This is a genomic window from Advenella mimigardefordensis DPN7 (assembly GCF_000521505.1).
Taxonomy (GTDB): domain Bacteria; phylum Pseudomonadota; class Gammaproteobacteria; order Burkholderiales; family Burkholderiaceae_B; genus Advenella; species Advenella mimigardefordensis.
Genome location: NZ_CP003915.1, coordinates 4497593 through 4523185 on the forward strand (window position 1 = coordinate 4497593; position 25593 = coordinate 4523185).

30 protein-coding genes and 1 pseudogene are annotated in these 25593 nt (G+C 54.9%); 3 read left to right on the forward strand and 28 right to left on the reverse strand.

What is annotated here, in order from left to right; genetic code table 11:
* Nucleotides 1-34 precede the first annotated feature (34 nt).
* The 23 genes and pseudogenes from rplQ to MIM_RS20685 all read right to left on the reverse strand — a co-directional run bounded on the left by rplQ (nucleotide 35) and on the right by MIM_RS20685 (nucleotide 15412).
* Nucleotides 35-424, reverse strand: coding sequence for a 50S ribosomal protein L17 (gene rplQ, locus MIM_RS20580; RefSeq protein WP_014752483.1), 390 nt, complete (start codon nucleotides 422-424; stop codon nucleotides 35-37).
* A gap of 249 nt (nucleotides 425-673) precedes the next feature.
* The gene (locus MIM_RS20585) at nucleotides 674-1657 is read right to left on the reverse strand and encodes a DNA-directed RNA polymerase subunit alpha (RefSeq protein WP_025374648.1); all 984 of its coding nucleotides are present in this window, start codon (nucleotides 1655-1657) and stop codon (nucleotides 674-676) included.
* 146 nt (nucleotides 1658-1803) lie between these two features.
* A pseudogene (rpsD, locus tag MIM_RS20590) lies at nucleotides 1804-2428 on the reverse strand (30S ribosomal protein S4).
* Nucleotides 2429-2445: 17 nt separating this feature from the next.
* Nucleotides 2446-2844 (reverse strand): 30S ribosomal protein S11, encoded by a 399-nt coding sequence (rpsK, locus tag MIM_RS20595; RefSeq protein ID WP_014752486.1) that lies wholly within the window; start codon nucleotides 2842-2844, stop codon nucleotides 2446-2448.
* Between the two features lie 12 nt (nucleotides 2845-2856).
* Nucleotides 2857-3222 carry a 30S ribosomal protein S13 gene (gene rpsM / locus MIM_RS20600; protein ID WP_025374650.1) on the reverse strand — a complete coding sequence of 122 codons (366 nt, stop codon included), beginning with the start codon at nucleotides 3220-3222 and terminating at the stop codon, nucleotides 2857-2859.
* Nucleotides 3223-3253: 31 nt separating this feature from the next.
* A complete protein-coding gene (gene rpmJ / locus MIM_RS22740) occupies nucleotides 3254-3367 on the reverse strand; it encodes a 50S ribosomal protein L36 (RefSeq protein ID WP_014752488.1) in 114 nt (37 codons plus the stop codon).
* Between the two features lie 26 nt (nucleotides 3368-3393).
* A complete protein-coding gene (infA, locus tag MIM_RS20605; RefSeq protein WP_014752489.1) occupies nucleotides 3394-3612 on the reverse strand; it encodes a translation initiation factor IF-1 in 219 nt (72 codons plus the stop codon).
* 3 nt (nucleotides 3613-3615) lie between these two features.
* Nucleotides 3616-4950, reverse strand: coding sequence for a preprotein translocase subunit SecY (secY, locus tag MIM_RS20610; RefSeq protein WP_025374651.1), 1335 nt, complete (start codon nucleotides 4948-4950; stop codon nucleotides 3616-3618).
* An 11-nt stretch (nucleotides 4951-4961) separates the two neighbouring features.
* Nucleotides 4962-5405, reverse strand: coding sequence for a 50S ribosomal protein L15 (rplO, locus tag MIM_RS20615; protein WP_041709669.1), 444 nt, complete (start codon nucleotides 5403-5405; stop codon nucleotides 4962-4964).
* 22 nt (nucleotides 5406-5427) lie between these two features.
* Complete coding sequence (gene rpmD / locus MIM_RS20620) at nucleotides 5428-5616, reverse strand: 50S ribosomal protein L30 (RefSeq protein WP_014752492.1); 189 nt, start codon at nucleotides 5614-5616, stop codon at nucleotides 5428-5430.
* A 3-nt stretch (nucleotides 5617-5619) separates the two neighbouring features.
* Nucleotides 5620-6141 carry a 30S ribosomal protein S5 gene (gene rpsE / locus MIM_RS20625; protein WP_014752493.1) on the reverse strand — a complete coding sequence of 174 codons (522 nt, stop codon included), beginning with the start codon at nucleotides 6139-6141 and terminating at the stop codon, nucleotides 5620-5622.
* 15 nt (nucleotides 6142-6156) lie between these two features.
* Nucleotides 6157-6522 (reverse strand): 50S ribosomal protein L18, encoded by a 366-nt coding sequence (gene rplR, locus MIM_RS20630; protein ID WP_025374652.1) that lies wholly within the window; start codon nucleotides 6520-6522, stop codon nucleotides 6157-6159.
* A 21-nt stretch (nucleotides 6523-6543) separates the two neighbouring features.
* On the reverse strand, nucleotides 6544-7077 hold the full coding sequence (rplF, locus tag MIM_RS20635) for a 50S ribosomal protein L6 (RefSeq protein ID WP_025374653.1): 534 nt from the start codon (nucleotides 7075-7077) through the stop codon (nucleotides 6544-6546).
* A gap of 10 nt (nucleotides 7078-7087) precedes the next feature.
* Nucleotides 7088-7483: a 30S ribosomal protein S8 gene (rpsH, locus tag MIM_RS20640; protein WP_025374654.1), complete on the reverse strand. Its 396-nt coding sequence runs from the start codon at nucleotides 7481-7483 to the stop codon at nucleotides 7088-7090.
* Nucleotides 7484-7494: 11 nt separating this feature from the next.
* Nucleotides 7495-7800, reverse strand: a complete 306-nt coding sequence (gene rpsN, locus MIM_RS20645; RefSeq protein WP_025374655.1) for a 30S ribosomal protein S14 — start codon at nucleotides 7798-7800, stop codon at nucleotides 7495-7497.
* A gap of 11 nt (nucleotides 7801-7811) precedes the next feature.
* Complete coding sequence (gene rplE / locus MIM_RS20650) at nucleotides 7812-8351, reverse strand: 50S ribosomal protein L5 (RefSeq protein WP_025374656.1); 540 nt, start codon at nucleotides 8349-8351, stop codon at nucleotides 7812-7814.
* Between the two features lie 2 nt (nucleotides 8352-8353).
* Nucleotides 8354-8683, reverse strand: a complete 330-nt coding sequence (gene rplX / locus MIM_RS20655) for a 50S ribosomal protein L24 (protein WP_025374657.1) — start codon at nucleotides 8681-8683, stop codon at nucleotides 8354-8356.
* A gap of 11 nt (nucleotides 8684-8694) precedes the next feature.
* Nucleotides 8695-9063 (reverse strand): 50S ribosomal protein L14, encoded by a 369-nt coding sequence (gene rplN, locus MIM_RS20660; RefSeq protein WP_014752499.1) that lies wholly within the window; start codon nucleotides 9061-9063, stop codon nucleotides 8695-8697.
* Nucleotides 9064-9645: 582 nt separating this feature from the next.
* The gene (locus MIM_RS20665) at nucleotides 9646-10482 is read right to left on the reverse strand and encodes an ABC transporter permease (RefSeq protein ID WP_025374658.1); all 837 of its coding nucleotides are present in this window, start codon (nucleotides 10480-10482) and stop codon (nucleotides 9646-9648) included.
* On the reverse strand, nucleotides 10483-11661 hold the full coding sequence (locus tag MIM_RS20670; protein WP_025374659.1) for an ABC transporter permease: 1179 nt from the start codon (nucleotides 11659-11661) through the stop codon (nucleotides 10483-10485).
* Complete coding sequence (locus MIM_RS20675; protein WP_025374660.1) at nucleotides 11661-12722, reverse strand: ABC transporter substrate-binding protein; 1062 nt, start codon at nucleotides 12720-12722, stop codon at nucleotides 11661-11663. The genes MIM_RS20670 and MIM_RS20675 overlap by 1 nt, the downstream gene beginning before the upstream one ends.
* A 25-nt stretch (nucleotides 12723-12747) precedes the next feature.
* The gene (locus MIM_RS20680) at nucleotides 12748-13872 is read right to left on the reverse strand and encodes an ABC transporter ATP-binding protein (RefSeq protein ID WP_025374661.1); all 1125 of its coding nucleotides are present in this window, start codon (nucleotides 13870-13872) and stop codon (nucleotides 12748-12750) included.
* Between the two features lie 169 nt (nucleotides 13873-14041).
* Complete coding sequence (locus tag MIM_RS20685; RefSeq protein ID WP_025374662.1) at nucleotides 14042-15412, reverse strand: aspartate aminotransferase family protein; 1371 nt, start codon at nucleotides 15410-15412, stop codon at nucleotides 14042-14044.
* Nucleotides 15413-15727: 315 nt separating this feature from the next.
* Between MIM_RS20685 and MIM_RS20690 the strand changes: the two genes are divergently transcribed.
* Together MIM_RS20690 and hutG are read left to right on the forward strand one after the other, a co-directional pair.
* Nucleotides 15728-17317, forward strand: a complete 1590-nt coding sequence (locus tag MIM_RS20690) for a gamma-glutamyltransferase family protein (protein ID WP_025374663.1) — start codon at nucleotides 15728-15730, stop codon at nucleotides 17315-17317.
* A gap of 24 nt (nucleotides 17318-17341) precedes the next feature.
* Nucleotides 17342-18145: an N-formylglutamate deformylase gene (gene hutG / locus MIM_RS20695; protein ID WP_025374664.1), complete on the forward strand. Its 804-nt coding sequence runs from the start codon at nucleotides 17342-17344 to the stop codon at nucleotides 18143-18145.
* Between the two features lie 247 nt (nucleotides 18146-18392).
* Here the strand turns inward: hutG and MIM_RS20700 are convergent, their stop codons facing one another.
* From MIM_RS20700 to MIM_RS20720, 5 genes are all read right to left on the reverse strand, one after another.
* Complete coding sequence (locus tag MIM_RS20700) at nucleotides 18393-19934, reverse strand: tripartite tricarboxylate transporter permease (protein ID WP_025374665.1); 1542 nt, start codon at nucleotides 19932-19934, stop codon at nucleotides 18393-18395.
* Nucleotides 19931-20368, reverse strand: a complete 438-nt coding sequence (locus MIM_RS20705; protein ID WP_025374666.1) for a tripartite tricarboxylate transporter TctB family protein — start codon at nucleotides 20366-20368, stop codon at nucleotides 19931-19933. Before MIM_RS20705 ends, MIM_RS20700 begins: the two co-directional genes overlap by 4 nt.
* 88 nt (nucleotides 20369-20456) lie before the next feature.
* Complete coding sequence (locus MIM_RS20710; RefSeq protein ID WP_245592889.1) at nucleotides 20457-21392, reverse strand: Bug family tripartite tricarboxylate transporter substrate binding protein; 936 nt, start codon at nucleotides 21390-21392, stop codon at nucleotides 20457-20459.
* Nucleotides 21393-21686: 294 nt separating this feature from the next.
* A complete protein-coding gene (locus MIM_RS20715) occupies nucleotides 21687-23102 on the reverse strand; it encodes a sensor histidine kinase (protein WP_042070660.1) in 1416 nt (471 codons plus the stop codon).
* On the reverse strand, nucleotides 23099-23779 hold the full coding sequence (locus MIM_RS20720; RefSeq protein ID WP_025374669.1) for a response regulator: 681 nt from the start codon (nucleotides 23777-23779) through the stop codon (nucleotides 23099-23101). The genes MIM_RS20715 and MIM_RS20720 overlap by 4 nt, the downstream gene beginning before the upstream one ends.
* A 353-nt stretch (nucleotides 23780-24132) precedes the next feature.
* Between MIM_RS20720 and MIM_RS20725 the strand changes: the two genes are divergently transcribed.
* Nucleotides 24133-25566 (forward strand): NAD-dependent succinate-semialdehyde dehydrogenase, encoded by a 1434-nt coding sequence (locus MIM_RS20725; protein ID WP_025374671.1) that lies wholly within the window; start codon nucleotides 24133-24135, stop codon nucleotides 25564-25566.
* The last annotated feature ends 27 nt before the right edge of the window (nucleotides 25567-25593 follow it).

The following is a 25593-nucleotide window of genomic DNA, read 5'->3' on the forward strand; positions in this document are numbered from 1 at the left end:
ATACACACCGGCTATCGACGAGCTGGTATCAGCCTTATTCGGCGTCAACTACTTCGTCAGCAACTTCAGGACGGTCAACCAGTTCCATGAACGCCATCGGTGCGTTATCGCCCTGACGGAAACCCATTTTCAGAACGCGGGTGTAACCACCGTTACGCTCTTTGTAGCGAGGACCGATTTCGGCAAACAGTTTAACCACAGCATCGCGGTCGCGCAGACGGGCGAATGCCAGGCGTTTGTTAGCCAGGGTCGGCTCTTTGGCCAGTGTGATAAGGGGTTCGATGACACGGCGCAGCTCTTTGGCTTTTGGCAATGTTGTTTTGATCGCTTCGTGCTGGATCAGAGATACAGACATGTTGCGGAACATCGCCAGGCGATGGCTGCTGGTACGGTTCAGTTTACGTAGACCACTACGGTGACGCATGATAATTTCCTTTGAATCTAGGTTAAAGACAGCTTATGCCGTCTGTTTGACCGGTTCTTCTATCCTGTTATGACGGCTGTCATAACCGGCGGTCCGGTTGGTATAGGAACGGAATCGGGCCATTCTTTATGGCAGGACCGATTCCATTCGGTTCTTTTGCCCTTGCGGGAACAGCAATTTTACAGCAAATACAAACACAGGCTTATGCTGGCGACAGGTTTGAAGCCTGCAGCCAGCGGCAATGAAGCCTTAAGGACGCTCAAGACCCAGTGGAGGCCAGCTTTCCAGCTTCATGCCCAGGGTCAGGCCGCGTGCAGCCAGTACTTCCTTGATTTCATTCAGGGACTTACGGCCCAGGTTCGGTGTTTTGAGCAGCTCGTTTTCAGTGCGCTGGATCAGATCACCAATGTAATAGATATTTTCTGCTTTGAGGCAGTTGGCAGAACGAACAGTGAGTTCGAGATCGTCAACAGGACGCAGCAGAACCGGATCAATTTGCGGTACGCCGCGAACCGGTGTTTCGAATGTATCGCTGGCGCCTTCCAGGGCTGCAAATACAGAAATCTGGTCCATCAGGATACGGGCAGACTGACGCACGGCTTCTTCAGGAGAAATCACACCGTTGGTTTCAATGTCCAGCACCAGCTTGTCCAGGTCGGTGCGTTGTTCAACACGGGCGCTTTCGACAGCGTAGCTGACGCGGCGAACCGGGCTGAAAGAAGCATCCATCTGAATACGGCCGATGGTGTGTGAACGCTCATCTGTGAGCGCACGCATATTACCGGCAACATAACCACGACCCTGCTCGATCTTGATTTGCATTTCGAGCTTGCCGTTGTCTGTCAGTGTAGCAATAACATGATTCGGGTTGATGATTTCAACGTCGTGAGGCAGATCGATATCGCTGGCCAGAACCGGGCCGGAGCCAGATTTGCGCAGTGTAACGGTCACTTCTTCACGATTGTTCAGTTTGAATACAATACCTTTCAGGTTCAGAACGATGTCAACGACATCTTCACGCACGCCTGTCAGCGTAGAGTACTCATGTACCACACCTGTGATCTGCACTTCGGTCGGCGCGTAGCCGGTCATGGAAGACAGCAGAATGCGACGCAACGCGTTGCCCAGTGTGTGGCCATAACCACGTTCAAACGGCTCCATAACCACTTTGGCGTGGTTTTCGGTAACCGGAGTCACTTCAATGGAACGGGGTTTCAAAAAACCTTGAGACATAACTCTGTGTCCTTTTCAATACCCTCGGCTCGTTACACCGATAAGGCTGATGGATAAGATAAATACGACTTGGATAAAAACCGGGAATGAAAATCCGGGATAGCAAAAAACAGGAAACCGCGAGGGTTCCCTGTTTTTCTGGAGCATTAACGTGAGTACAGCTCGACGATCATGGATTCGTTGATATCACGAGCGACATCAGCGCGATCCGGAGCCTGTTTGAACGTACCAGTCAGTTTGCTGGTGTCCACTTCAACCCACTGTGGCAGACCGTTGCCGGAAGCCAGATCCATAGACTCTTTGATACGAGCCTGTGTTTTGGATTTTTTCACGAACAGAAACAACATCACCGCTGCTGACCAGCATAGATGGAATGTCTGCCTTGTGACCGTTCAGCTCGATTGCACCGTGGGCAACCAATTGACGGGCTTCTGCACGTGTTGAACCGTAACCCATACGGTATACAACGTTGTCCAGGCGTGATTCGAGCAACTGAATCAGGGTCTCGCCAGTGTTACCACGGCGACGCTCAGCTTCAGCGAAGTATTTACGGAATTGCTTTTCGAGCACACCGTACATACGTTTCAGTTTTTGCTTTTCACGCAGTTGCAGGCCGTAGTCGGACGTACGGGCACCAGAAGTGCGGCCGTGCTGACCGGGTTTGGAATCAAGCTTGCATTTGGAGTCGAGTGAACGACGTGCGCTTTTCAGGAACAGATCAATGCCTTCGCGACGCGAAAGTTTGCATTTTGGTCCAGTATATCGTGCCATTTTTTTCCCTTGCTAAATTAGATACGACGACGTTTAGGAGGGCGGCAACCGTTATGCGGGACTGGCGTGATGTCTGAGATACTGGAGATTTTGATACCCAGTGCATTCAATGCACGCACTGAAGATTCGCGACCAGGACCTGGGCCCTTGATACGTACTTCCAGTGTTTTGATACCATATTCCAATGCTACACGGCCCGCTGACTCGGCTGCAACCTGCGCTGCAAAAGGCGTCGATTTACGTGAGCCTTTAAAGCCCGCGCCACCCGACGTCGCCCATGACAAGGCATTGCCTTGACGGTCAGTAATTGTGATGATTGTGTTATTGAAAGAAGCATGAACGTGTGCAATACCGTCCGATACTACCTTTCTGATTTTTTTGCGTGCGCGTGCAGCGCCGCCAGAAGCTTTCGCCATAATCTACCCCGATTATTTCTTCAGTGATTGTGCTGAACGACGTGGGCCCTTGCGTGTACGTGCGTTAGTACGTGTGCGCTGACCGCGAACGGGCAGACCACGTTTGTGACGCAGACCACGGTAAGTACCCAGGTCAATCAGACGTTTAATCGAAAGTTGTACTTCACGACGCAAATCACCCTCGACTGTGAACTGACCAACCTGTTCACGGATTTTTTCGAGTTCTGCATCTGTCAGATCTTTCACTTTCTTGTCATAAGCCACACCGGCTGTTTCGCAGATTTTGCGAGAGCGAGTGCGTCCGATACCAAAAATAGCGGTCAGACCGATTTCAGCATGCTGATGCGGCGGAATGTTAATGCCAGCTATACGGGCCATGTCTGTTCCTCGTTAAATCGATGCGTCAGGATTAACCCTGGCGCTGCTTGTGACGTGGATCTGTACAAATTACTCGTACAACTCCGTGTCGTTTAATGATCTTGCAATTACGGCAGATCTTTTTTACCGATGCCATTACCTTCATGGTTGACTCCTAGTTTTGTTTCCGCTTTATTTGGAGCGGAAGACGATTCTTGCACGTGACAGGTCATAGGGCGTGAGTTCCACCGTTACCTTGTCACCCGGAAGAATCCGAATATAGTGCATTCGCATCTTGCCGGATATGTGGCCTAAGACCACATGTCCGTTTTCGAGCTTTACACGAAAAGTTGCGTTTGGGAGGTTCTCGACAACCTCACCCTGCATTTGTATGACGTCATCCTTTGCCATGATCTATCTCATCGGTAAGCTCGAACCCTTAAAACTTGTTTTCTTGAGCAGCGAATCATACTGGTGGGACATCATATAGGCCTGTACCTGCGCCATGAAGTCCATTGTTACCACCACGATAATCAACAGCGAGGTGCCGCCAAAATAAAACGGTACATTCTGCCACTGCATCCGGAGAAACTCGGGAACCAGACACACCAATGTGATGTAAATGGCACCGATCAGTGTCAGGCGCATCAAAATTTTGTCGATATATTTTGATGTCTGCAGTCCCGGACGGATACCCGGAACAAATGCGCCGCTTTTCTTCAGGTTGTCTGCTGTTTCCCGGCTGTTAAATACCAGCGCGGTATAGAAAAAGCAGAAGAACACAACCAGAGCGGTGAATACTGTCACATACAGAGGTTGACCAGGCTGCAGCGCTGCTGCAGTATCGCTTAACCAGCGCATGTTACTTGACTGCGAAAACCAGCTGGCAATGGTTGCCGGAAACAGGATGATGGATGAAGCGAAGATGGGCGGAATCACACCTGCCATATTCAGCTTCAGGGGCAGATGTGAACTCTGACCACCATAAACCTTGTTACCGACCTGACGCTTGGCGTAGTTCACCGTAATCCGGCGTTGACCACGCTCAACAAACACCACCAGTGCCGTAATCGCAACCACCAGGACCAGGATAAACAGTGCGGACACCGTTCCGATCTGATTCTGGCTGACCAGCTCGAACATGCTTGCCAGAGCGGTTGGCAGACCGGCCACAATACCTGCAAAAATCAGGATTGAAATACCATTGCCAAGACCGCGCTCGGTAATTTGCTCGCCCAGCCACATTACAAACATGGTTCCGGTTACCAGGGTGACCACTGTCGTAAATACAAACATGGGTCCGGGTGAATTGACCAGATCCGGCTGAGCCTGCAGCGTGGCGGCAATACCAAAGGATTGTGCCAGCGCAAGCAACACCGTGCCATAGCGTGTGTACTGGGTAATTTTGCGGCGGCCGGCCTCACCTTCTTTCTTGATTGCTTCAAGTGAAGGGACGACAGACGTGACCAGCTGCATGATGATCGATGCCGAAATATACGGCATGATACCCAGAGCAAATACCGAGAAGCGCGACAGCGCGCCGCCCGAGAACATGTTAAAGAGGCCCAGAATCCCGCCGGATTGTGAATTGAACAACTGGCGCATGGCATCGGGATTAATACCCGGCACCGGAATATGCGTACCCAGCCGATACACGATCAGCGCGAGAATCAGGAACACAAGACGCTGCTTGAGGTCGCCGTATTTTTTACCGCTACCTGCTTTTCCTGCTGCCTGTGCTTTAGCCACTTTTACCCCTTTTACTCAGCGAGTGAACCACCAGCGGCTTCGATCGCTGCGCGGGCACCGGCTGTTGCTGTCAGCCCTTTAAGGGATACTTTACGGGAAAGATCACCGGATTTGATGACTTTTACGTAACGTACTTGCTGACCAATAAAACCTTGCTGCTTGAGCACCTGAACATCGATTTCGTCGCCAGTCACCTTCTGCAGTTCAGACAAACGTACTTCTGCGTACAGGTGCTGACCCAGAGGCGTAAAGCCACGTTTTGGCAAACGACGTTGCAGGGGCATCTGACCACCCTCGAAGCCGACTTTATGAAAGCCGCCAGAGCGTGATTTCTGACCTTTGTGTCCACGACCAGCTGTTTTACCCAAGCCTGAACCAATGCCGCGACCAACACGGCGCTTGGCATGCTTGCTGCCTTCAGCGGGGGACAATGAGTTGAGTTGCATTTCGGACATCTCTATTCCTTTACGATAGGCTTCAGGCTTCCGAAACGGACACGAGATAATCGACGGTGCGAATCATCCCGCGAACTTCCGGTGTATCCACCAGCACGCGGCTGCTGTTTACTTTACCCAAACCCAACCCGCGCACTGTATCGCGGTGACTTTGTTTGGTGCCGATAACGGACCGAACAAGCGTGACTTTAATTTGCTTCTTCTGTGCCATCATTTACCCCAGAATCTCTTCGACCGATTTGCCGCGCTTTGCTGCTACCTCGGAAGGAGTCAGGCAGGCGTTCAAACCGTTCAATGTTGCGCGTACCAGGTTGTACGGATTGCTTGAGCCCAGGCTCTTGGCAACCACGTTACGTACGCCCATTACCTCGAAGATAGCGCGCATTGGACCGCCGGCGATCACGCCGGTACCTTCGGCAGCCGGTGAGATCAGAACGGTTGATGCGCCATGTTTACCCACGACGGTGTGATGCAGCGTACCCTCTTTCAGAGCGATACGAACCATGCCACGACGGGCCTGTTCCATTGCTTTCTGAACTGCGACGGGCACTTCACGTGCTTTACCTTTACCCATACCGATGCGGCCATCGCCATCACCGACTACTGTCAGGGCTGCGAAGCTCATTGTGCGACCACCTTTAACTACTTTGGTCACACGGTTGACCGCAATCATCTTCTCGCGAAAACCGTCATCGCGTTCTTGCTCAGGGGCGTTCTTGCCTTGTGCTTTTGCCATTTGACAATTCCTCGATTAGATCTTGAGGCCGGCTTCACGCGCGGCTTCAGCCAGCGCCTTGACGCGGCCATGGTAACGGAAACCGGCACGGTCGAATGCTACAGACTCGATGCCCGCTGCCTTGGCTTTCTCGGCAACCCGTTTTCCAACAATGACGGCTGCCTCAACGTTGCCACCATTTTTCTTGCCTTCAGCCAGTTCCTTGCGGACTTCAGGCTCGAGCGTAGAAGCGGTAAACAACACCTTGTCGCCTTCCGGCGAAATAACGTTTGCGTAAATGTGAAGATTCGAACGGTGAACTGCCAGACGGTATACACCGAGTTCTGCAATTTTCCGGCGAGTCGCCACGGCACGACGCAAACGGGATAATTTTTTGTCCATGATATATCCTTGCCTGCGCTATTATTTCTTCTTGGTTTCTTTGATGATGACGCGTTCGTCAGCATAACGGACACCTTTGCCTTTGTAGGGCTCGGGTGGACGATAGCCACGGACTTTCGCGGCAACCTGACCAACAGCCTGTTTGTCGAAGCTCTTCAGAACGATTTCGGTCTGAGTGGGGCATTCGGCTTTCACGCTTTTTGGCAGCGGATGCACGATGTCATGCGAGAAACCAAGTTGAAGCTTGAGTGAATCTCCCTGAACCTGGGCACGGTAACCCACGCCAACCAGATTCAGACGACGTTCGAAACCCTTACTGACGCCGGTAACCATATTGTTTACCAGGGCGCGCAGAGTGCCGGACATTTCCTTGGCGTGACGTGAATCATCAGCCACCGCAAAGGTAATTTTGCCGTCTTCCAGCTTGATGGCAACTTCGCCACCCAGTTGCTGGTTCAGTTCACCCAAAGGGCCTTTAACATGAATGTTGCTGTCCGTGATGTTGACTTCAACACCTTTAGGGACTTCAACAGGATATTTAGCTATACGTGACATGTTCTTCTCCTTATGCCACGTAACACAGAACTTCGCCGCCCACGCCTTCATGACGGGCCTTACGGTCTGTCATGACGCCACGTGAAGTGGAGACAATGGCTACGCCCAGACCGTTCATCACCTGAGGGATAGATGTACGACCTTTGTAGATGCGCAGTCCAGGACGTGACACGCGCTCAATGCGCTCGATCACGGGACGTCCCGCGTAATATTTCAGTGAAATTTCAAGCTCAGGCTTGGATTGTTCACCTTTGATTTCAAAGCTCTCGATATAACCTTCGTCTTTCAGCACGGTGGCAATAGCCACTTTCAGCTTAGAGGAGGGCATCGATACCGAGACTTTCTCGACTTGCTGCGCGTTACGGATACGCGTCAGCATATCGGCGATTGGATCGCTCATGCTCATAATTTATTCTCCTACCAGCTAGCCTTGGTCATACCGGGCACTTCTCCGCGCATTGCCATCTCGCGCAGTTTGTGACGGGTCAAACCAAATTTGCTGAACACGCCACGTGGGCGTCCGGTAATAACGCAACGGTTACGCATACGAGTTGGGTTTGCATTACGTGGTAATTGCTGTAATTTCAAACGCGCTTCGTAGCGCTCTTCGTCGGATTTCGATGTATCGTTAATGATCGCTGTCAATGCTGCACGTTTGGCTGCGAATTTCTCAACCAGTTTGGCGCGTTTGATATCGCGATTGATGAGTGAAAGTTTTGCCACGTCATCGCCCCTTAGTTACGAAACGGGAAGCTGAAGGCTGTAAGCAGCGCTTTGGCTTCTTCGTCTGTCTTAGCTGTCGTTGTGATGCTGATATTCAGGCCACGCAGTGCGTCGATTTTGTCGTATTCAATTTCAGGGAAAATGATTTGCTCTTTTACCCCGACGTTGTAGTTACCACGACCATCGAACGCGCGACCGGAGATACCACGGAAGTCGCGTACACGAGGCAATGCGATCGTTACCAGACGATCCAGGAACTCGTACATACGCTGACCGCGCAATGTCACCATGCAGCCGATAGGATAGTTTTCACGGATTTTAAAACCGGCAATCGCCTTTTTGGTTTTAGTAATCACAGGTTTCTGACCAGCAATTTTTGTCAGGTCTGAAACAGCGTGTTCAATCACTTTCTTGTCAGCAACGGCTTCAGAAACGCCCATGTTCAGTGTGATTTTGGTAATGCGAGGCACTTCCATATCACTCTTGTAACCGAACTGTTTCTTCATATCGCCAGCAATCTTGCTGTTGTATAAATCTTGCAAACGAGCCATGATTACGCCCCTTTCGCTTTCGAACCAACGACTTCGCCGTTAGAACGGAAAATACGGACGTTACGTCCATCAACTTCTTTAACACCTACGCGATCACCCTTGCCAGTGGCAGGATTGAACAATGCAACGTTAGAAACGTGGATAGGCATTGTTTTGTCAACGATACCGCCTGGATTGTTGGTCATCGGATTAGGTTTAGTGTGTTTTTTGACGACGTTCACGCCTTCAACCAGGACGTAATTAGCGTCAACACGGGCCAGTACGACACCGCGGCGCTTTTTATCACGGCCGGTAAGGACGATGACTTCGTCACCTTTACGAATGTTTTCCATCTATCTGCCCCTTACAGCACTTCAGGTGCCAGTGACACGATTTTCATGAAGCGCTCGGTACGCAGTTCACGCGTAACAGGCCCGAAAATACGAGTACCGATAGGTTCAAGCTTGGCGTTCAGCAGCACAGCTGCGTTACCACCAAAACGAATCAGCGAACCGTCTTTACGACGAACGCCCTTGGCGGTACGTACAACGACCGCATTGTAGATTTCGCCTTTTTTGACGCGTCCGCGCGGAGCTGCATCCTTGACAGTCACTTTAATGATGTCACCGATGGCTGCGTAACGGCGCTTTGAGCCGCCCAACACCTTGATGCACATAATACGGCGCGCACCGGTGTTATCAGCCACGTCTAGCGTGCTTTGCATTTGGATCATGATTATTCCTGTTCCAACTTAGTTACATACACTGCCGGTTTCCCGACAGCCCGTTTGCCATTTCTGGTATTTCGACCCACTTCGTTTTCGATTTACCAGAAAGAAAAACCAGGGTAAATCAGCACGTTTGGCAGGCCAGCAAGCACCAGATGCTATTCATATAACCAGTTTTGGTCCCGTCAGGCCGCGCCCACACGTTGTATGCTTGCGCCACCCTGGGTTGAAATCTGTTTAAATAGTTTCTCCGCCCGTAAACGAACGAAGTCCTCTAATATATCCTATCTGCGTCTCGGACGCAAGCGAAAAACACCTGAATAATGCTAATTACTACTTGAAAAACAACAACTTTTTGGAAAAACAGCCCTCAGAGGCATGGTAGAAATAAATGTGACAGATTTAATAGCGCATAACGGCCCCGCGTCGAGCAGCCCGCAGCCATGAACGGAGCCATCAGGTTTCATGGCGCGTAATCGGACCATCGGCTGGCGGACACTTCCCTGTTTTGCCGAGTTCGTTCGGTGTCTGACCAAATTACAAATACTAAACGATTAAAGAGATCAGGTACTGTGTGGTGGCATTGCACTACGTCTGCGGCATTGCCATCCGCAGACGCTCGGCGCGACGCCGCAGCCACTCCAGGGTCAGCAGCATAATGACGGAAAACAGGATCAGCAGCGTCGCTGCAGCGGCAATGGTTGGATTCAGGTTCTCGCGGATGCCGCTGAACATGACCCGCGGGAGGGTGTACTGGTCCGGCCCGGCAATGAACAGGGTCATCACCACCTCATCGAACGAGGTACCGAAGGCGAACAAGGCACCCGAGATCACGCCTGGCGCAATCAGTGGCAGCGTGATCCGGCGAAACACATATAAAGGCGGCGCGCCCAGACTGGCCGCAGCCCGTCCCAGGTTGGTGTCATAGCCCTCGAGCGTGGCCATGACGGTGATCAGTACGAAAGGCGCCCCCAGCACCGCATGCATGACCACCAGCAGACCCAGATTATTGGCCATGCCCAATGGCGCAAAAAACAGATAGGCCGCCACACCCAGTATGACTACCGGTACGACCATGGGAGAAATAAGCAGAGCCAGCAATAGCCCTTTGCCCGGGAAGCGTGCCCGGTACAATGCCAGCGCCGCTGCCGTACCCAGTACCGTGGCGATCACCGTCGCCAGCGGCGCCACAATCAGCGTGTTTTTCAGGCCCAGCATCCATTCAGGCGACTGGAAGAAATTCTCGTACCAGCGCAGAGAAAAGCCACTTAGCGGATATACCAGAAAGGTGCTGTCATTAAAAGACAAGGGAACAATGACCAGCACGGGCACAATCAGAAACAACAGCACCAGGATGGCCAGCAGCCAGTGCACGACACGCCAGATGCGTTCGGACGGGGTACGAATGGTATTTCCCTGCGCCATTTAGGCTACTCCCAGGCGGGTCGAACCGCTAAGCCGGCTGTACACCGCATACAGTATCAATGTTGCCGCCAGCAGCATGGCTGCCAGCGCCCCTGCGAGGCCCCAGTTGATGGTGCCATTGGTATAGAAGGCGATAAAGTAGCTGATCATCTGATCTTTCGGACCGCCCAGCAGCGCGGGGGTGATGTAATAGCCAATCGCCGTAATGAACACCAGCAGGCAGCCGGCACCAATGCCCGGCAGCGTCTGGGGGAAGTACACTGCCCAGAAACTGCGCAGGGGATGACAGCCCAGCGACACCGCCGCACGCATATAGCTAGGCGAAATGCCTTTCATCACACTATATAAAGGCAGAATCATGAAAGGCAGCATGATGTGCACCATGGCGATATACACGCCCAGGCGATTGAATACCAGTTGCATGGGGGCATCAATCAGGCCGATCTGAATCAGCAGCCGATTAATCAGGCCGCCATTTTGCAGCAGCACGATCCAGGCCGCCGTGCGCACCAGCAAGGAGGTCCAGAACGGCAGCAATACCAGAATCATCAGCAGGTTGCTGGTGCGCGCCGGCAAGCGCGCCAGCAGATAGGCCAGCGGATAAGCCAGTACCAGCGCCACCAGCGTCACCACCGCCGCCATCCAGAAGGTGCGCAGGTAAATGGCCTTGAAAATCCCCTGATCGGGCGCCGCCGCGCCAATACTGCCATCCGGGGCCTGTTTCAGATCCAGAGCGGTCAGCAGATAGTACGGGGTTTGCGGCCGCGCATTATTTTTCAAGATGCCCCAATATTCCTGCTCGGACCAGCGCGGGTCAATTTCGTCGAACGCTTTCTGGAAACTGGGGGGATCAATCTTGAACGGCATCCGGCGTGCTGTTTTGGCAATCAGCGTACGAAAGCCGGCCTGCTCGAAATTGAGCCGCTGCAGCAGCGGCCCCATGGCCTGACCCTCGCGCGCCCGGGCCAGATCATCGGCCAGGGCGCGGTACATGTCCTCTGTCACCGGCGTACCGGGCTCCCACTTATGCAGGGTTTTGACGGTGGCCGGCAAAATCGTGACCACCTCGGGATTGGCCACGCTTTTGCCCAGAAACGAAGCGATCGGCGCCACGAAGGCCAGCAGCAGAAACAACAGCAGCGGCAAAACCAGCCAAAGCGCCTTGCGTGGCCCCACCATTATTTGGCTACCCAGGCGTTATAACGCTGCTCCAGAGACACACCGTTATCAATCCAGAAGTTCACATCCAGCGCAATGGCATTCTTTTCGTTGTCCGGGGCGGTTGGCATATCGGCCAGATATTTTTTGTCGATCAGGCCGATGGCCTTTTTATTAACGGCACCATAGGCGATATTTTCGGCATATACTTTCTGGGTTTCGGGCTTGCTGGCAAAAGCGATGAATTTCATTGTTTCTGCCTTGTTGGCGCTGCCTTTGGGGATGGCCCAATAATCCAGATCATAAACGCTGCCGTCCCAGACCACTTTCAGGTTTTTACCTTCACGGGCCGCCTGGGAGATCCTGCCATTATAGGCAGAAGTCATGACCACATCGCCGGACACCAGATACTGCGCCGGCTGCGCACCAGACTCCCACCACTGGATATTAGGTTTGAGCTGATCCAGCTTGGCAAAGGCGCGGTCCACCCCTTGCGGCGTTGCCAGCACTTTGTACACTTCTTTGGGCGATACGCCATCGGCCATCAGGGCAATTTCAAGTGTATATTTGGCACCCTTGCGCAAGCCACGCTTGCCGGGGTATTTTTTTACGTCCCAGAAGTCGGCCCAGCTTTTAGGTGCATTGTCCTTGAATTTGTCAGCATTGTAGGAAAGCGCCACAGACCATACGAACATCCCCACACCGCAATCCTTGTCGGTCGCCGCTTCGGTAAAATCGGCTTTGTTGCCGATCACACTCCAGTCTATGGGCTCGAACAGGCCCTCTTCACAGCCGCGCACCAGTTCAGGGCTTTCCACTTCCACCGCATCCCAGCTCACGCTGTTGGTGTCTACCATGGCCTTGATCTTGGCCTGCTCGCCATTATATTCGGCAGCAGTAATTTTCGTGCCCGTTGCCTTTTCATACGGACCGTAATAGGCCTTTTCCTGCGCGGTTTTATTATCTCCGCCGAAGGATACCAGGGTCAGGCTCGTCGCCGCGTACACGGCACCTGCGCTCAGCCCCAGACACGTCGCGACCGCCGTGCGTAACAGCGCCGTTTTGATTATTGTCTTTTTCATTTGCCACTCTCCACATAAAAGGTTGTTATACCGCTGCCGTCTTCTCGATGGGATCCAGAAGCCGTACAAACTCGTGATTCCAGCCCAGAGCAACGGTATCGCCTACCGCGATTTTCTCCCGTACCTGCGACACCGGCTGTTTCACCACAAAATCGGGATCGCCGTTGATGACCAGTCGAACCCGCACGTGATCGCCCAGATAAATGACTTCCTGCACCCTGCCCTGGCAGCGCACATCCGTCGAATTTTCCGCAGGATTGAGTGCGATACGCTCGGGACGAATGGAAACGGACACGCGGTCACCCACCTTCATGCCCAATTGTTGCCTGCCCTGGATTTGCATACCGCTATCCAGATTAACGGTGGCCTGACGCGACCCGGCCTGAGTAATGGTGCCGTGGGTGCGGTTGTTCTCACCAATAAAGCCGGCAACAAAAGCGGTATCGGGCGCCTCGTAGATATCCTGGGGAGAACCAATCTGCTGAACCATGCCGTCGTGAAAAACGGCGACGCGATCCGACATGGTGAGCGCCTCATCCTGATCATGCGTGACATAAACAACCGTGACGCCCAGTTCGCCATGCAGCCGTTTGATTTCCAGCTGCATATGTTCGCGCAGCTGTTTATCCAGCGCCCCCAGCGGTTCATCCATCAGCACCAGTTCGGGCTCGAAAACCAGCGCCCGGGCCAGGGCCACGCGCTGTTGCTGACCGCCCGACAACTGCGCAGGGTAACGTTTTTCCATGCCATCGAGCTGCACCATGGCCAGCGCCGTTTTTACTTTTTGCTGCTGGGCTGCGGCGTCAAATTTGCGCACTTTAAGCGGAAAGGCCACGTTTTCCTGAACCGTCATATGCGGAAACAGGGCGTAATTCTGAAAGACCATGCCGATATTGCGTTTGTGAGGTGGCAGGTTGTCGATTTGCTCGCCCGCCAGTTCAATGGTGCCGGACGTGGGTGTTTCGAAACCAGCCAGCATCATAAGCGTGGTGGTTTTACCTGAGCCTGAAGGACCCAGCAGCGTCAGAAATTCGCCTTGCCGGATGTCCAGATTCAGATGCCTGACCACCTGATTTTTGCCGTCATAACTCTTGCGTACGTTTTTAAAACGCACCAGAGGATCGTTGTTATTCGCAGATGCTGCAAACATAAGCCTTGCTTCTCCCAGTATCACTCATGCAGCGACAGGCCCCGCGCCGGACGACGCCGCCGCCGTCCGGCGCATGTCATTGTGTAGCACATGGTAAACACATCTGCAATATTTCACATGCGTTCACCCGGCTGCATCCCGCCAGAGTTGCAGCCCGGAGGTTACCGGCTTACGACCGGAGCGACTGCTGGGTGGCATCCAGCGCCTGTGCAACCGTATCAACCAGCGTATCCACTTGCTGGGCAGTGATGATCAACGGCGGGCAGAACGCCAGCGTATCGCCGATATTGCGCGTAATCACGCCCAGCTCCTGCAGCTTGCGCCCCACGGCCGTCCCCAGTTGCCCAGGCGTTGCCAACGCCGTTTTGGCCGCCTTGTCCGTCACCAGCTCCACACCTGCGATCAGGCCCACGCCACGCACCTCCCCCACCAGCGGATGGTCGCTCAGGCCGGCCAGCCGCTGCTGCAGGTGCGCACCGGTCTCTGACGCATTTTGTACAAGATTTCTTTCGCGAATGATATTCACGTTTTCCTGACCCACGGCAACCGCCACCGGATGGCCGCCGGCCGTAAAGCCATGTCCCAGCACGCCCAGCTTGTTGCTTTCGTCGGCAATCGGATCAAACATGCGGCTGTTGAGCAGAATGGCCGACAGCGGCTGATAGGACGACGAAATCTGTTTGGACAGCACCATCACATCGGGTTTGATGTTGTAGGTTTCACTGGCAAACATCTTGCCGGTGCGTCCGAAACCGCAAATGACTTCGTCAGCCACCAGCAGCACATCATATTTGTTCAGTACGGCCTGGATTTTTTCCCAATAGGTTTTCGGCGGTACGATGACGCCACCTGCACCCATGACGGGCTCGGCAAAGAAAGCGGCCACGGTATCCGGGCCTTCTTTGAGAATCAATGCCTCAAGGTCGGCCGCCATGCGGGTAGCGAATTCTTCTTCGGTTTCACCGTCTTTGCCTTCACGCCAGTAGTGCGGGCATGTCGTATGCAATACGCGCTCCAGCGGCAGGTCAAAACCTTTGTGATTGCCCGGCAGGCCGGTCAGGCTGGCCGATGCGATGGTGACCCCGTGATAGCCCTTATTACGGGCAATGAGTTTTTTCTTGTTCGGCAGGCCCAGCGCATTGGAGCGGTACCAGACCAGTTTCATGACGGTGTCATTGGCCTCCGAACCGGAGTTGGTAAAGAATACCTTGCTCATGGGCACCGGCGCCAGGTCAATCAGGGTTTTGGCAAAACGAACGGCGGCGTCATGCGTTTTGTGGGTAAACAGGTGGTAGAACGGCAGGGTCTGCATCTGGCGCATGGCTGCATCCACCAGACGCTGCTCGCTGAAACCGACAGCAACGCTCCACAGTCCGGCCATGGCTTCTATATATTTTTTGCCGTTCTCATCTTCAACATAAATGCCATCGCCGCGCGTGATGACCAACGGCCCCTGGGACGCATGCGTGATCGCATTCGTATAGGGATGCATATGAAAGGCAATGTCGTCACTGCCCTGCTGTGAAATTGAATTGCTCATGATATCTCCAATCATCGATTGCGTCTGGGTCATGGTTATTATCCATGCTATCTGTCCGCTTGGCGAGTGCGCCGGTGGTTGTCCGGGAAATCACCGAAGGAATGGTCGCAGAGCGAGCGCTCTCGCCCCCCCGAAAAGCGACGCGAAATACCAGCCGCCCAGCGCCTGGCCATTCAGGCAAATGCACGTACCCCGCTGCGTGCCGGTGGCAGTTCCCTGATAATAAAGCTATGATTAGCGTATTCATATTGTCATAACACAGATGACATTGTTAAGTCCCGTCTTTGTTTAACCTACAGAAGTGAACTATTTCCCATGTCCGATTTAAACTGGTCCTTCCCCTACCGCTCCCAGAAAATGCCCGTTTTTGCGCGTAATGTTGTCAGCACATCACAGCCGCTGGCGGCGCAGGCGGGGCTATCCATGCTGTACCGTGGCGGCAATGCGGTGGACAGCGCGCTGGCAACGGCCATCGCCCTGACCGTGGTGGAACCGGTAATGAACGGCATTGGTGGTGACCTGTTTGTACAAATCTGGCATGAAGGTAAGCTGTATGGACTGAGCGCCTGTGGCCGCTCGCCCGAAAAATGGACCTACGATCTGTTTAAAGACCAGCCAAGTATGCCTGGCAGAGGATGGGGCACGGTTACCGTGCCCACGCAGGTGGCTGGCTGGCGCGCGCTGTCAGAGCGGTTTGGTAAGCTGCCCTTCGAGGAACTGTTTGAACCGGCCATCCGCTATGCAGAACAGGGCTTTATGGTTTCACCCACCATTTCACGCATCTGGGCACAACAGGCCGAGCCCTGCAAGGACCAGCCCGGGTTTGCCCAGGCCTTTATGCCTGACGGCCAAACGCCCAAGGCCGGACAGTTGTGGCGCTTTCCAGAGCAGGCCGCAACCCTGAACGATATTGCCCAAACCCGCGGCGACAGCTTTTATCGCGGCGCACTTGCAGAAAAAATTATTGCCTTTGCAGAGCAGACCGGCGGCTATCTGACGGCTGCCGACCTGGATGGCGCCGCAGCAGAATGGGTTGAACCCATCAGCGCCAACTTCCGCGATCTGACCCTGCACGAGATTCCGCCCAACGGCCAGGGTATTGCCGCACTGATGGGTGTTGGCATCCTCAACACCTTCGACCTGGAATCCATGGGGCTGGACAGTCCCGATTTTTATCATGCAAGCATTGAAGCCATGAAACTGGCATTTGCCGATTTGCATGAACATATTGCCGATCCTGCCCATATGACAACGATGGCGGCCGACCTGTTATCGCCAGCCTATCTGCAGGAGCGCGCCCGCCTGATCAATATGGATAAAGCCTCTACACCCGCGGCCGGCATGCCTGCCAATGGCGGCACCGTGTATATGACGGCCGCAGACCAGCACGGCACGATGGTGTCGTTCATTCAGTCCAACTACCATGGCTTCGGATCCGGCGTGGTGGTGCCCGGCACCGGTATCGCACTGCATAACCGGGGCTGCGGCTTCAATCTGCGCCAGGGCCATGCCAACTGTGTCGGCCCCCGAAAAAAACCCATGCACACCATTATTCCCGGCTTTATCACCCGCCAGGGCGAGCCGCTGATGTCCTTCGGCGTGATGGGCGGCAGCATGCAGGCGCAGGGCCATGTTCAGATGGTGGCACGTCTGGGGGCTTTCGGACAAAATCCGCAAGCCATGAGCGATGCGCCACGCTTCCGTGTGGAAAACGGTCCCGTTGTGTATCTGGAAGCCCATACGCCCGAGGCAGTGGTCCAGAGCCTGCAAGCGCGTGGCCACCGGGTCACGGTGACTGCCCCCGACAGCCTGGAGTTTGGCTCGGCGCAACTGATTTATAAAGCCGAGCATGGCTATTACGCCGCGTCCGACTCCCGCCGCGACGGCCAGGCCGTCGGTTTCTGACGCAGCACCGAACAACCCAATGGAGTGACCATGCCGGACCCGATTTTTTCCCTGCAGCAAGGCACTATCCCTCTGCTCATCTCCATTCCCCATATGGGGACCACGCTGGAGCCGCAGATTGCCGAGAACTTCACGCAAGTGGCCGGGTTCGTCGATGATACCGACTGGCATCTGGATCGGCTATACAGCTTCGCCAGAGACGGCGGTGCCTCGTTTCTGACGCCGGTCTATTCACGCTACATTATTGACCTGAACCGTCCGCCCGATGATGAAAATCTGTACCCGGGTCAGGACACCACCGGCCTGTGCCCCGTGGACACCTTTGACAAAGAGCCGCTGTACCTGACGGGACGCGAGCCCTCTGAGCAGGAAAAGCAACGGCGCCGGCAGCTATTCTGGGAACCCTACCACGCGGCCCTGCAGGCCGAGCTGCAGCGCATCCGCCAGAAACATGGCTATGCGGTGCTGTGGGAAGCGCATTCCATCCGGTCCGAGATCAGCCGTTTTTTCCCCGGCAAACTGACAGACTTCAATTTCGGTACCGCCAATAACCAAAGCGCTCATCCGCAGCTGTGCTCGGTGCTGGCGCAACAAATCGAACAGGACGGGCAGTTTACTGCTGCCGCCAACGGTCGCTTCAAGGGCGGCTATATCACCCGCCAGTATGGCAATCCGGCACAACGTATTCACGCCGTACAACTGGAACTGACTCAGATTGCCTATATGGAGGAGTCACGGCCCTTTGCGTACGACGAGGCCAAAGCGGCCCGGGTCACACCCCTGCTGCAGCAGGCGCTGGAAACCACGCTGCGCTACGCACAAATGTGAGCAAGACGCGACGGCCCAAACAAGGCGCTCTCCCTTATCACACCGCTTCCTTATCACACCGCTCCCGTATCACGACGGAACAACGCTGCACCAGGCGAAGACCCGTTCTTTCAGATAAAACACGATTGAAATACCACGCCTGAAATAACGATAGCCCGCATCACCTATGACGGCACCAACGACAAGGGGCACCTCACCGGCGCCCCTTGCTTCATATTATGGCTATAAGCCAGACGATCACTGCGGATTATGCATCATCGCCTGCCGCCTGATCCAGCAGCTTTTTGCCCTTACGGCTGAACCTGCGCATCACCAGAGGCAACAGCACGACTGCTGCCGATGCGATCCACAGACCGACTGAAATATTGCTCTCGACCAAAATCGTGGGATCACCATTGGTAATGGACAGGGCACGGCGCAGGTTTTGTTCCATCATATCGCCCAGCACCACACCCAGCACCAGCGGCGCCATGGGAAGTTCCATCTTGCGCAACCAGTAGCCAATGACACCGATAATCACAACCATCGTCAGATCAAAACTGCCCGCATTGATCGCATAGACCCCGATGAAACTGATACACAGAATACCCGGCACCAGCAACCAGCCTGGTACGGCCAGCACTTTGGAGAACACGCGCACCATGGGTACGTTCATGATAAAGAGCAGCACGTTGGCGATGAACAGCGACGCGATCAGGCCCCATACCAGTTCAGGCTTGGAGTCGAACAATACCGGACCCGGCGTGATGTTATACAGTGTGAGTGCGCCCATCATGACCGCAGTGGTGCCGGAACCGGGCACACCCAGCGTCAGCATCGGTACAAACGAACCAATCGCCGAACCGGTAGCGGCCGCTTCAGGTGCCACCAGCCCGCGCATATCACCCTTACCAAATTTGGCATTGGGATCCTTGTTTTCGATAATGCGTTTTTCCTGAGAGTAAGCCACCGCAGCCGCCACACTGGCACCCGCGCCGGGCAGTACACCAACGAAAAAGCCGACAAAGGCGCTGCGCACGACGCTCCACCAGGTGAAGGCCAGCTCTTTCAGATTGAACAGCTTGCGACCACTGGAATCGACTTCCACATGCTGACCACCCATGACTTTCTCAAGCATTTCCAGCAGCTCAGCCACGGCAAACAAACCGATAACCACCACCACAAACTCAATACCATCGGCCAGATGCACGGAGTCAAAGGTGTAGCGATAGACGCCGGAGTTGGAGTCGACGCCAACCACAGAAATCGCCAGGCCAAGCATGGCAGCCAGGGTGCCCTTGACGGGTTTTTTACCCAGCAGGCTGGTCAGGCAGCAGAACGAAAAAACCATCAGAACAAAATATTCGGGCGGACCAAAGGCCAGGGCCCAGCGTGCCAGCAATGGTGCCAGCAACATAATACCGACCACGGACACCGTCGCACCAAAGAAGGCAGACCAGGCAGACAGGGACAGTGCAACGTTAGCCAGACCCTGACGCGCCAGCGGATAACCGTCAAGTGTGGTCATGATCGCACTGGCTTCACCCGGCACATTCAGCAGAATCGACGTAATCCGGCCACCATATTCGGCACCCACATACACGGCAGCCAGCAGAATCAGGGCCGATTCAGGCGGAAAATTCATGGCAAACGCCAGCGGAATCAGCATGGCGACGCCATTGATGGGACCCAGGCCGGGCAAGACACCCACCAGCGTGCCCAGAAAAGCGCCGACCGCAGCAATCAGCAGATTGCTCCAGGTCATGGCAACGCCGAAACCGATTGATAAATGATCGAGTAAGCCGCTCATAGCAGGCCCTCCAGAATGCCTGTTGGCAGCACGACATCAAGCGCACGGTCAAACAGGAAGAAAAACAAAACACCCATGATCGCCCCCCCGATCAGGCACTTGATCCAGGTGCCACCGAACAGGCGACCAACCAGCACGGTCATAATCGTTGTCGCGATAATAAAACCGAGCCACTGAAACAGGAAGGCGTAACCCAGGGCGACCAGCACCATCAGGAAAATACGGCCGTTGGCACCGGGCGGATTGGCCTCGGCGCTGAATTCGTTCTTGTAGATCAGCCATAGGCCACACAGGCCGATGACCAGCGCAATCAGCAAGGGAAAGGCACGCGGGCCAACAGGTTCATACGATACGGGCGCTTCCAGGTTCCAGCCAAAGACGGTCAGGAAGATGGCAAGCCCCAGGGATACAATCCCCAATATGCGATCATTCATGGTGGTAGTTCCAGACAGATATTGTCACGGCGCGAGAGCGCCTGCCGCTGCCGGGACCATACCCGGAACAGCGGTCAGAGTGGCATTATTATTTTTTAATCAGGCCAAATGAATCGGCCAGTTTCCGGTAGTCGGCAACCTGTTGCTTGACGTAAGCGTCCAGGTCGGCGCCGGTTTTATCAAAGGGGAACAAACCCTGTTGTTCACGCAATTTGGCAAAGCCCCCGTCAGCACCCATTTTCTTGAATGCGTCCAGCCAGAAGTTGTAATCGGCGTCGGAGACTTTAGGGCCTACGTAGTAGCCACGGATGATCGGCCACTGGATATCGTAGCCCTGTTCCTTGGCAGTAGGAACATCCTTGAATTTGCCCTCAAGACGTTTGTCATTGAACACGGCCAGCACTTTGATCGGCGCGCCGCCTTCGAGCATGGTGAAGGCTTCAGCCGCATCACCCATATAGGCCTGGATATGGCCGCCGCGCAGCGCAGTCACCGACTCGCCACCGCCTTCAAAGGCCACGAAACGCATTTTCTTGTAGTCCACACCCGCAGCCTTGGCTGTGAGTGCTGCTTTCATCCAGTCCTGGCTGCCAACCGTACCGCCGGCGCCCAGCACAATCTTGGTCGGATCATCCTTGAAAGCCTGCATGAGTGATTTCAGGTCGTTATAGGGAGAGTCATTGCGTACAACCACAACCCCATAATCGGTACCTACAGCAGCAAGCCAGCGAACATCGTTTTCGTTGTACTTGCCGAACTTGCCCTGGGCCAGGTTCAGCAGTGAACCACCGGAAAACGCGACGATAGCGCCACCTTCTGAGGGTTTTTGCGCAACCACGTTGTTATAGGCAACAGCACCGATACCACCAGGCATGTACACGATACGCATCGCACTTTTGAGCGCACCGCTTTGCTTGAGGCCTTCCTGCGCCAGACGGCAGGTCAGGTCAAAACCACCACCCGGCTGCGCCGGGGCGATACATTCAGGGCGACGGGGTTCGTCAGCAAACGCGGCCGGTGCCATCGCCAGCTGAGCAGCAATGACAGAAGCGCCGAAGACTCGGGACAGGAAAGAAGAACGCATGGTTAGTCTCATCTTTATAATTAAATGGTAGGAATTGGCCAGGCCTGCATACAGCCTGACCAGCCGTTGCCGTCCGGTTTTGCCCGTTGCTCTGGCACGCTTGGCGCGCACTGCAACCTGACAAAATCCGGCCCTGCGTGTTGTACAACTGCCCTAACACCCGGGATCACGGAACTTTGCGTACATTACAGATGGAACCTTTCGATTGCCTTTCAAATGTGGCATCTATGCTGTTCAGGGCTTCATATTAAGGGTAAACACTAATCTGACACGCAGCCCCTTGAGCTGTTCGCCCGACTCCAGCATCATTCTGGCCTGATGCATTTGCAGGATCGTGCTGACAATGGCCAGCCCCAGGCCCGCACCGGGCAAATGCTTACCTGCCTTGCCCCGCCGGAAGCGGGTGCCGGCCTTGTCCTTGTCTTCCTCAGACATACCCGGTCCGCTATCTTCGACCACCACCTGCGCCGTCTTATCATTCAATTGCATCAGCGAAATGGAGACCGCCCCCTCGCGTGGACAGTAGCGGATGGCATTATCCAGCACATTGCGCAGCGCCTCCTGCAGCAGCCAGGCAACGCCACACACACACAGCGGACTTTCGGGCGGAATCACTTCCAGATCAATGCGTCGTTCACGGATGACCGGCCACAGATCCCGAACCAGTTCATTCACCAGTTCGCCCAGATCGACGGGCGCACTGTCCTGCCATACCTGAGAATCCAGCGAATCGCGCACCCTGGCCAGCGCCAGCATCTGACTGGTCATGCGAATAGCCCGATCCACGCCTTCATTCATGGACATCAGCACTTCGCGCACTTCCTGAGGATCGGATTCACGCAAGGCATAATCCAGCTGCGTTTTGAGCACAGACAGCGGGGTTTTCAACTGATGCGAGGCATCATCCAGAAACTGCCGCTGCCGGTCCGCCTGCTCGGTATAACGCTGCATGTGCTGGTTGATCGCACTGACCAGCGGCTTGACCTCCTTGGGCATCCCTTCGGTGCTGACCGGACGTAAATCATTGATGGTGCGCGAGCGCATTTCGTAACGCAGGCGCTCCAGCGGCCGTACCGCAAAAATAACCCCGACAATCACGATGACCATCACCACGGCGATCAGCAGCAGATCGCGCCCGACGGAGCGCCATAACATGTTGTTGATAAAGGATTCCCGGTCGCCAATGCCTTCGGCCACCTGGATGATGATGCGCACACTTTTGTCCCCATACAGCGGCGGCACCGCCTCGCGTGCCATGACCACGGAACGCACCGGCGCACCCAGATAATCGGTATCGAAAAAATAGGCCTTGCCCGATTCCAGTCGCTGCTCGGGCATGGGCAGATCGGCATTACCGATTACCGAGAGGCCGTCTTCGGCGGCGATCTTGAAAAACACGTCGGCATTGGCCGTGAGCTCATAAAACTCCAGCAGGGTATAGGGCTGCTCCAGCGAGAGCCCGCCACTTTGCGTAGAGATATTATGGTTCAGTGAATTGAGTGCGCCGACCAGGGATCGGTCATAGGCCACCGTGATTTGCCTGCGCAAATCCTTGCTGGATAAGCCCAGGGCCGTTAGCATGGTCAGCAACAGCGCCGGTACCAGCAGCCAGAGCAGGATGGATTTAAGACTGCGCGAAAACAGTTTCATGGCTGGGCCGCCAGCGCTTCCAGACTGTAGCCCACGCCCCGCACGGTGACAATTTGCGCGCCGCTGTCGGCCAGCTTCTTGCGCAAGCGATGCACAATCACTTCAATGGCTTCCAGATTGACTTCCTTATCGTCGGCCACCACCCGGTCCAGAATAGACTGCTTGCTGATGGGTTCACCACTGCGTTGCATGAGCACGCGTAATACGGCGGTTTCCCGGGGCGACAGGGCCAGCGGCTGATCGGCCAGATAAAACTGCTGCAGGCTGGCGTCCAGCGACAGGTTCCCCAGGAGCAGGCGCGGCCGGCTTTTGCCGCGGCTGCGCCGGATGAGTGCGGTCAGGCGCGCTTCGAGCTCCCCCATTTCGAAAGGCTTGGCCAGGAAATCGTCGGCGCCCTGATGCAGCAGATCGATACGCTGATTTAGCGAATCGCGCGCAGTGAGCACCAGCACAGGCGTACGATCGTCGCGTGCGCGCATGCGTGCCAGCACACCGGCGCCGTCCAGCCCCGGCAGGCCCAGGTCCAGAATCACCGCATCGTACTCCTCAAGCTCCAGACGTCGTACCGCCAGCAGGCCATCGTCGGCCCACTCGACAATAAAACCGGCATAGCGAGCCAGGCTTTTGGCAAGCCATTTGGCCAGGGACGGTTCGTCTTCTACTAGTAATATTCTCATTGTTACGTTGCAGCACAGGCATACGGTACAGCTCATATGCCCGGGCAGCGGACGGAAATTGGATGGGGCGATTATGAACCCAGGCGCCATGAACTGCAACTGTCTTGCGCGGCCCGGAAAGAACGCAGACACACGTCAGCGGCTGTTTCCGGCACCGTTACGGTCTGCAGTGCAGATTCGGCTCGGGTGAAAAATATTTCATTACCGCGTGCTGCGCATGCAAAATTGCGCCAGTCCGTTTATTATCAGGATAGGCACAAGAATATAAAAAAAACCGACGCTATGCTGCACTGTTGTTCGCAATGGTGCAGCGCAATTTCATATAAATACCACAGACACAGAAAGGATAAGTAATGAGCCAGTATGAAGCACTCAGTCTTTACATTGATGGTGAGTTTCTTTCAGGAGACGGACGTACCACACAGGATGTGATCAACCCCGCTACCGGCGAAGTGCTGGCACAATTGCCGCACGCCAGCGAAGCGGATCTGGATCGTGCCCTTCAGGCAGCCGAGCGCGCCTTCCAGACCTGGAAACACAGCTCCCCCATGGATCGTTCGGCCATTTTGCGCAAGGCAGCCGAACTGGCGCGTGAGCGGGCACAGGACATTGGCCTGAACCTGACACGGGACCAGGGCAAGCCGCTGGCCGAAGCGGTCGGCGAAATTGTCAGTTGTGCCGATCATTGCGACTGGCATGCCGAAGAATGCCGCCGTATCTATGGCCGTATCGTGCCCCCACGCAACCCGGCAGTACGCCAGCTTGTCGTGCGCGAACCCATTGGCGTATGTGCTGCCTTCACGCCATGGAACTTCCCATTCAATCAGGCAATCCGCAAGATTTCTGCGGCTATCGGCGCCGGTTGCACCATCATCCTGAAAGGCCCTGAAGACGCGCCCAGCGCCGTGATGGCCATTGCCCGCATTTTCCATGATGCCGGCCTGCCCAAAGGCATTCTGAACATCGTTTGGGGTGATCCACCGAAAGTATCTGATTACCTGATCCGCTCACCCATCGTACGCAAAGTCTCGTTCACCGGTTCGGTTCCCGTGGGTAAACAACTGGCCGCACTGGCCGGCGCTCATATGAAACGCATTACCATGGAATTGGGCGGCCACTCGCCCGTGCTGGTGTTCGACGATGCCGATATTCCCAAAGCCGCCAAAATGCTGGCCAAGTTCAAAATCCGCAACGCCGGTCAGGTCTGCATTTCCCCTACGCGCTTCTACGTGCAGGAAAAAGCCTATGACCAGTTCCTGTCCATCTTCGTCGACACACTGAAAGGCATCAAAGTGGGCGATGGTACCGCCAAGGACACGGAAATGGGACCGCTGGCGCATGAGCGTCGTGTCGGCGCCATTGCTTCGTTCGTAGAAGACGCCCGTAAAGGCGGCGCGACGATTGAACTGGGCGGTGATCCGCTGGGTGGTCAGGGTTACTTCTTCCCACCGACCGTGGTGACCAACATCAGCGATGATTCACGCCTGATGACCGAAGAGCCGTTTGGCCCGATCGCACCGGTCGTGCGTTTCTCCGATACGGACGAAGTCATCAAGCGCGCCAACAGCCTGCCTTTCGGCCTGTCTTCCTACGTGTTCACCACTTCGCTGCAGACAGCGCACAAAGCGTCCAATGAAATCGAAGCCGGTATGGTCAACATCAACCATTTCGGCGTTGCCCTGCCTGAAACACCGTTTGGTGGCGTAAAGGACAGTGGTATTGGCAGCGAAGGCGGCAGCGAAACCTTTGATGGCTATCTGGTCACCAAATTTATTACGCAGATCTGATGATGTTGCATGACCTGGCTCCCAAGG

Bases quoted from the DNA above. Each gene is read 5' to 3' on its own strand.
- rplQ (WP_014752483.1), bottom strand. From the start codon at position 424: ATGCGTCACCGTAGTGGTCTACGTAAACTGAACCGTACCAGCAGCCAT.
- MIM_RS20585 (WP_025374648.1), bottom strand. From the start codon at position 1,657: ATGTCTCAAGGTTTTTTGAAACCCCGTTCCATTGAAGTGACTCCGGTT.
- rpsK (WP_014752486.1), bottom strand. From the start codon at position 2,844: ATGGCGAAAGCTTCTGGCGGCGCTGCACGCGCACGCAAAAAAATCAGA.
- rpsM (WP_025374650.1), bottom strand. From the start codon at position 3,222: ATGGCCCGTATAGCTGGCATTAACATTCCGCCGCATCAGCATGCTGAA.
- rpmJ (WP_014752488.1), bottom strand. From the start codon at position 3,367: ATGAAGGTAATGGCATCGGTAAAAAAGATCTGCCGTAATTGCAAGATC.
- infA (WP_014752489.1), bottom strand. From the start codon at position 3,612: ATGGCAAAGGATGACGTCATACAAATGCAGGGTGAGGTTGTCGAGAAC.
- rplO (WP_041709669.1), bottom strand. From the start codon at position 5,405: ATGTCCGAAATGCAACTCAACTCATTGTCCCCCGCTGAAGGCAGCAAG.
- rpmD (WP_014752492.1), bottom strand. From the start codon at position 5,616: ATGGCACAGAAGAAGCAAATTAAAGTCACGCTTGTTCGGTCCGTTATC.
- rpsE (WP_014752493.1), bottom strand. From the start codon at position 6,141: ATGGCAAAAGCACAAGGCAAGAACGCCCCTGAGCAAGAACGCGATGAC.
- rplR (WP_025374652.1), bottom strand. From the start codon at position 6,522: ATGGACAAAAAATTATCCCGTTTGCGTCGTGCCGTGGCGACTCGCCGG.
- rplF (WP_025374653.1), bottom strand. From the start codon at position 7,077: ATGTCACGTATAGCTAAATATCCTGTTGAAGTCCCTAAAGGTGTTGAA.
- rpsH (WP_025374654.1), bottom strand. From the start codon at position 7,483: ATGAGCATGAGCGATCCAATCGCCGATATGCTGACGCGTATCCGTAAC.
- rplE (WP_025374656.1), bottom strand. From the start codon at position 8,351: ATGGCTCGTTTGCAAGATTTATACAACAGCAAGATTGCTGGCGATATG.
- rplX (WP_025374657.1), bottom strand. From the start codon at position 8,683: ATGGAAAACATTCGTAAAGGTGACGAAGTCATCGTCCTTACCGGCCGT.
- rplN (WP_014752499.1), bottom strand. From the start codon at position 9,063: ATGATCCAAATGCAAAGCACGCTAGACGTGGCTGATAACACCGGTGCG.
- MIM_RS20665 (WP_025374658.1), bottom strand. From the start codon at position 10,482: ATGGCGCAGGGAAATACCATTCGTACCCCGTCCGAACGCATCTGGCGT.
- MIM_RS20670 (WP_025374659.1), bottom strand. From the start codon at position 11,661: ATGGTGGGGCCACGCAAGGCGCTTTGGCTGGTTTTGCCGCTGCTGTTG.
- MIM_RS20675 (WP_025374660.1), bottom strand. From the start codon at position 12,722: ATGAAAAAGACAATAATCAAAACGGCGCTGTTACGCACGGCGGTCGCG.
- MIM_RS20680 (WP_025374661.1), bottom strand. From the start codon at position 13,872: ATGTTTGCAGCATCTGCGAATAACAACGATCCTCTGGTGCGTTTTAAA.
- MIM_RS20685 (WP_025374662.1), bottom strand. From the start codon at position 15,412: ATGAGCAATTCAATTTCACAGCAGGGCAGTGACGACATTGCCTTTCAT.
- MIM_RS20690 (WP_025374663.1), top strand. From the start codon at position 15,728: ATGTCCGATTTAAACTGGTCCTTCCCCTACCGCTCCCAGAAAATGCCC.
- MIM_RS20700 (WP_025374665.1), bottom strand. From the start codon at position 19,934: ATGAGCGGCTTACTCGATCATTTATCAATCGGTTTCGGCGTTGCCATG.
- MIM_RS20705 (WP_025374666.1), bottom strand. From the start codon at position 20,368: ATGAATGATCGCATATTGGGGATTGTATCCCTGGGGCTTGCCATCTTC.
- MIM_RS20710 (WP_245592889.1), bottom strand. From the start codon at position 21,392: ATGGCACCGGCCGCGTTTGCTGACGAACCCCGTCGCCCTGAATGTATC.
- MIM_RS20715 (WP_042070660.1), bottom strand. From the start codon at position 23,102: ATGAAACTGTTTTCGCGCAGTCTTAAATCCATCCTGCTCTGGCTGCTG.
- MIM_RS20720 (WP_025374669.1), bottom strand. From the start codon at position 23,779: ATGAGAATATTACTAGTAGAAGACGAACCGTCCCTGGCCAAATGGCTT.
- MIM_RS20725 (WP_025374671.1), top strand. From the start codon at position 24,133: ATGAGCCAGTATGAAGCACTCAGTCTTTACATTGATGGTGAGTTTCTT.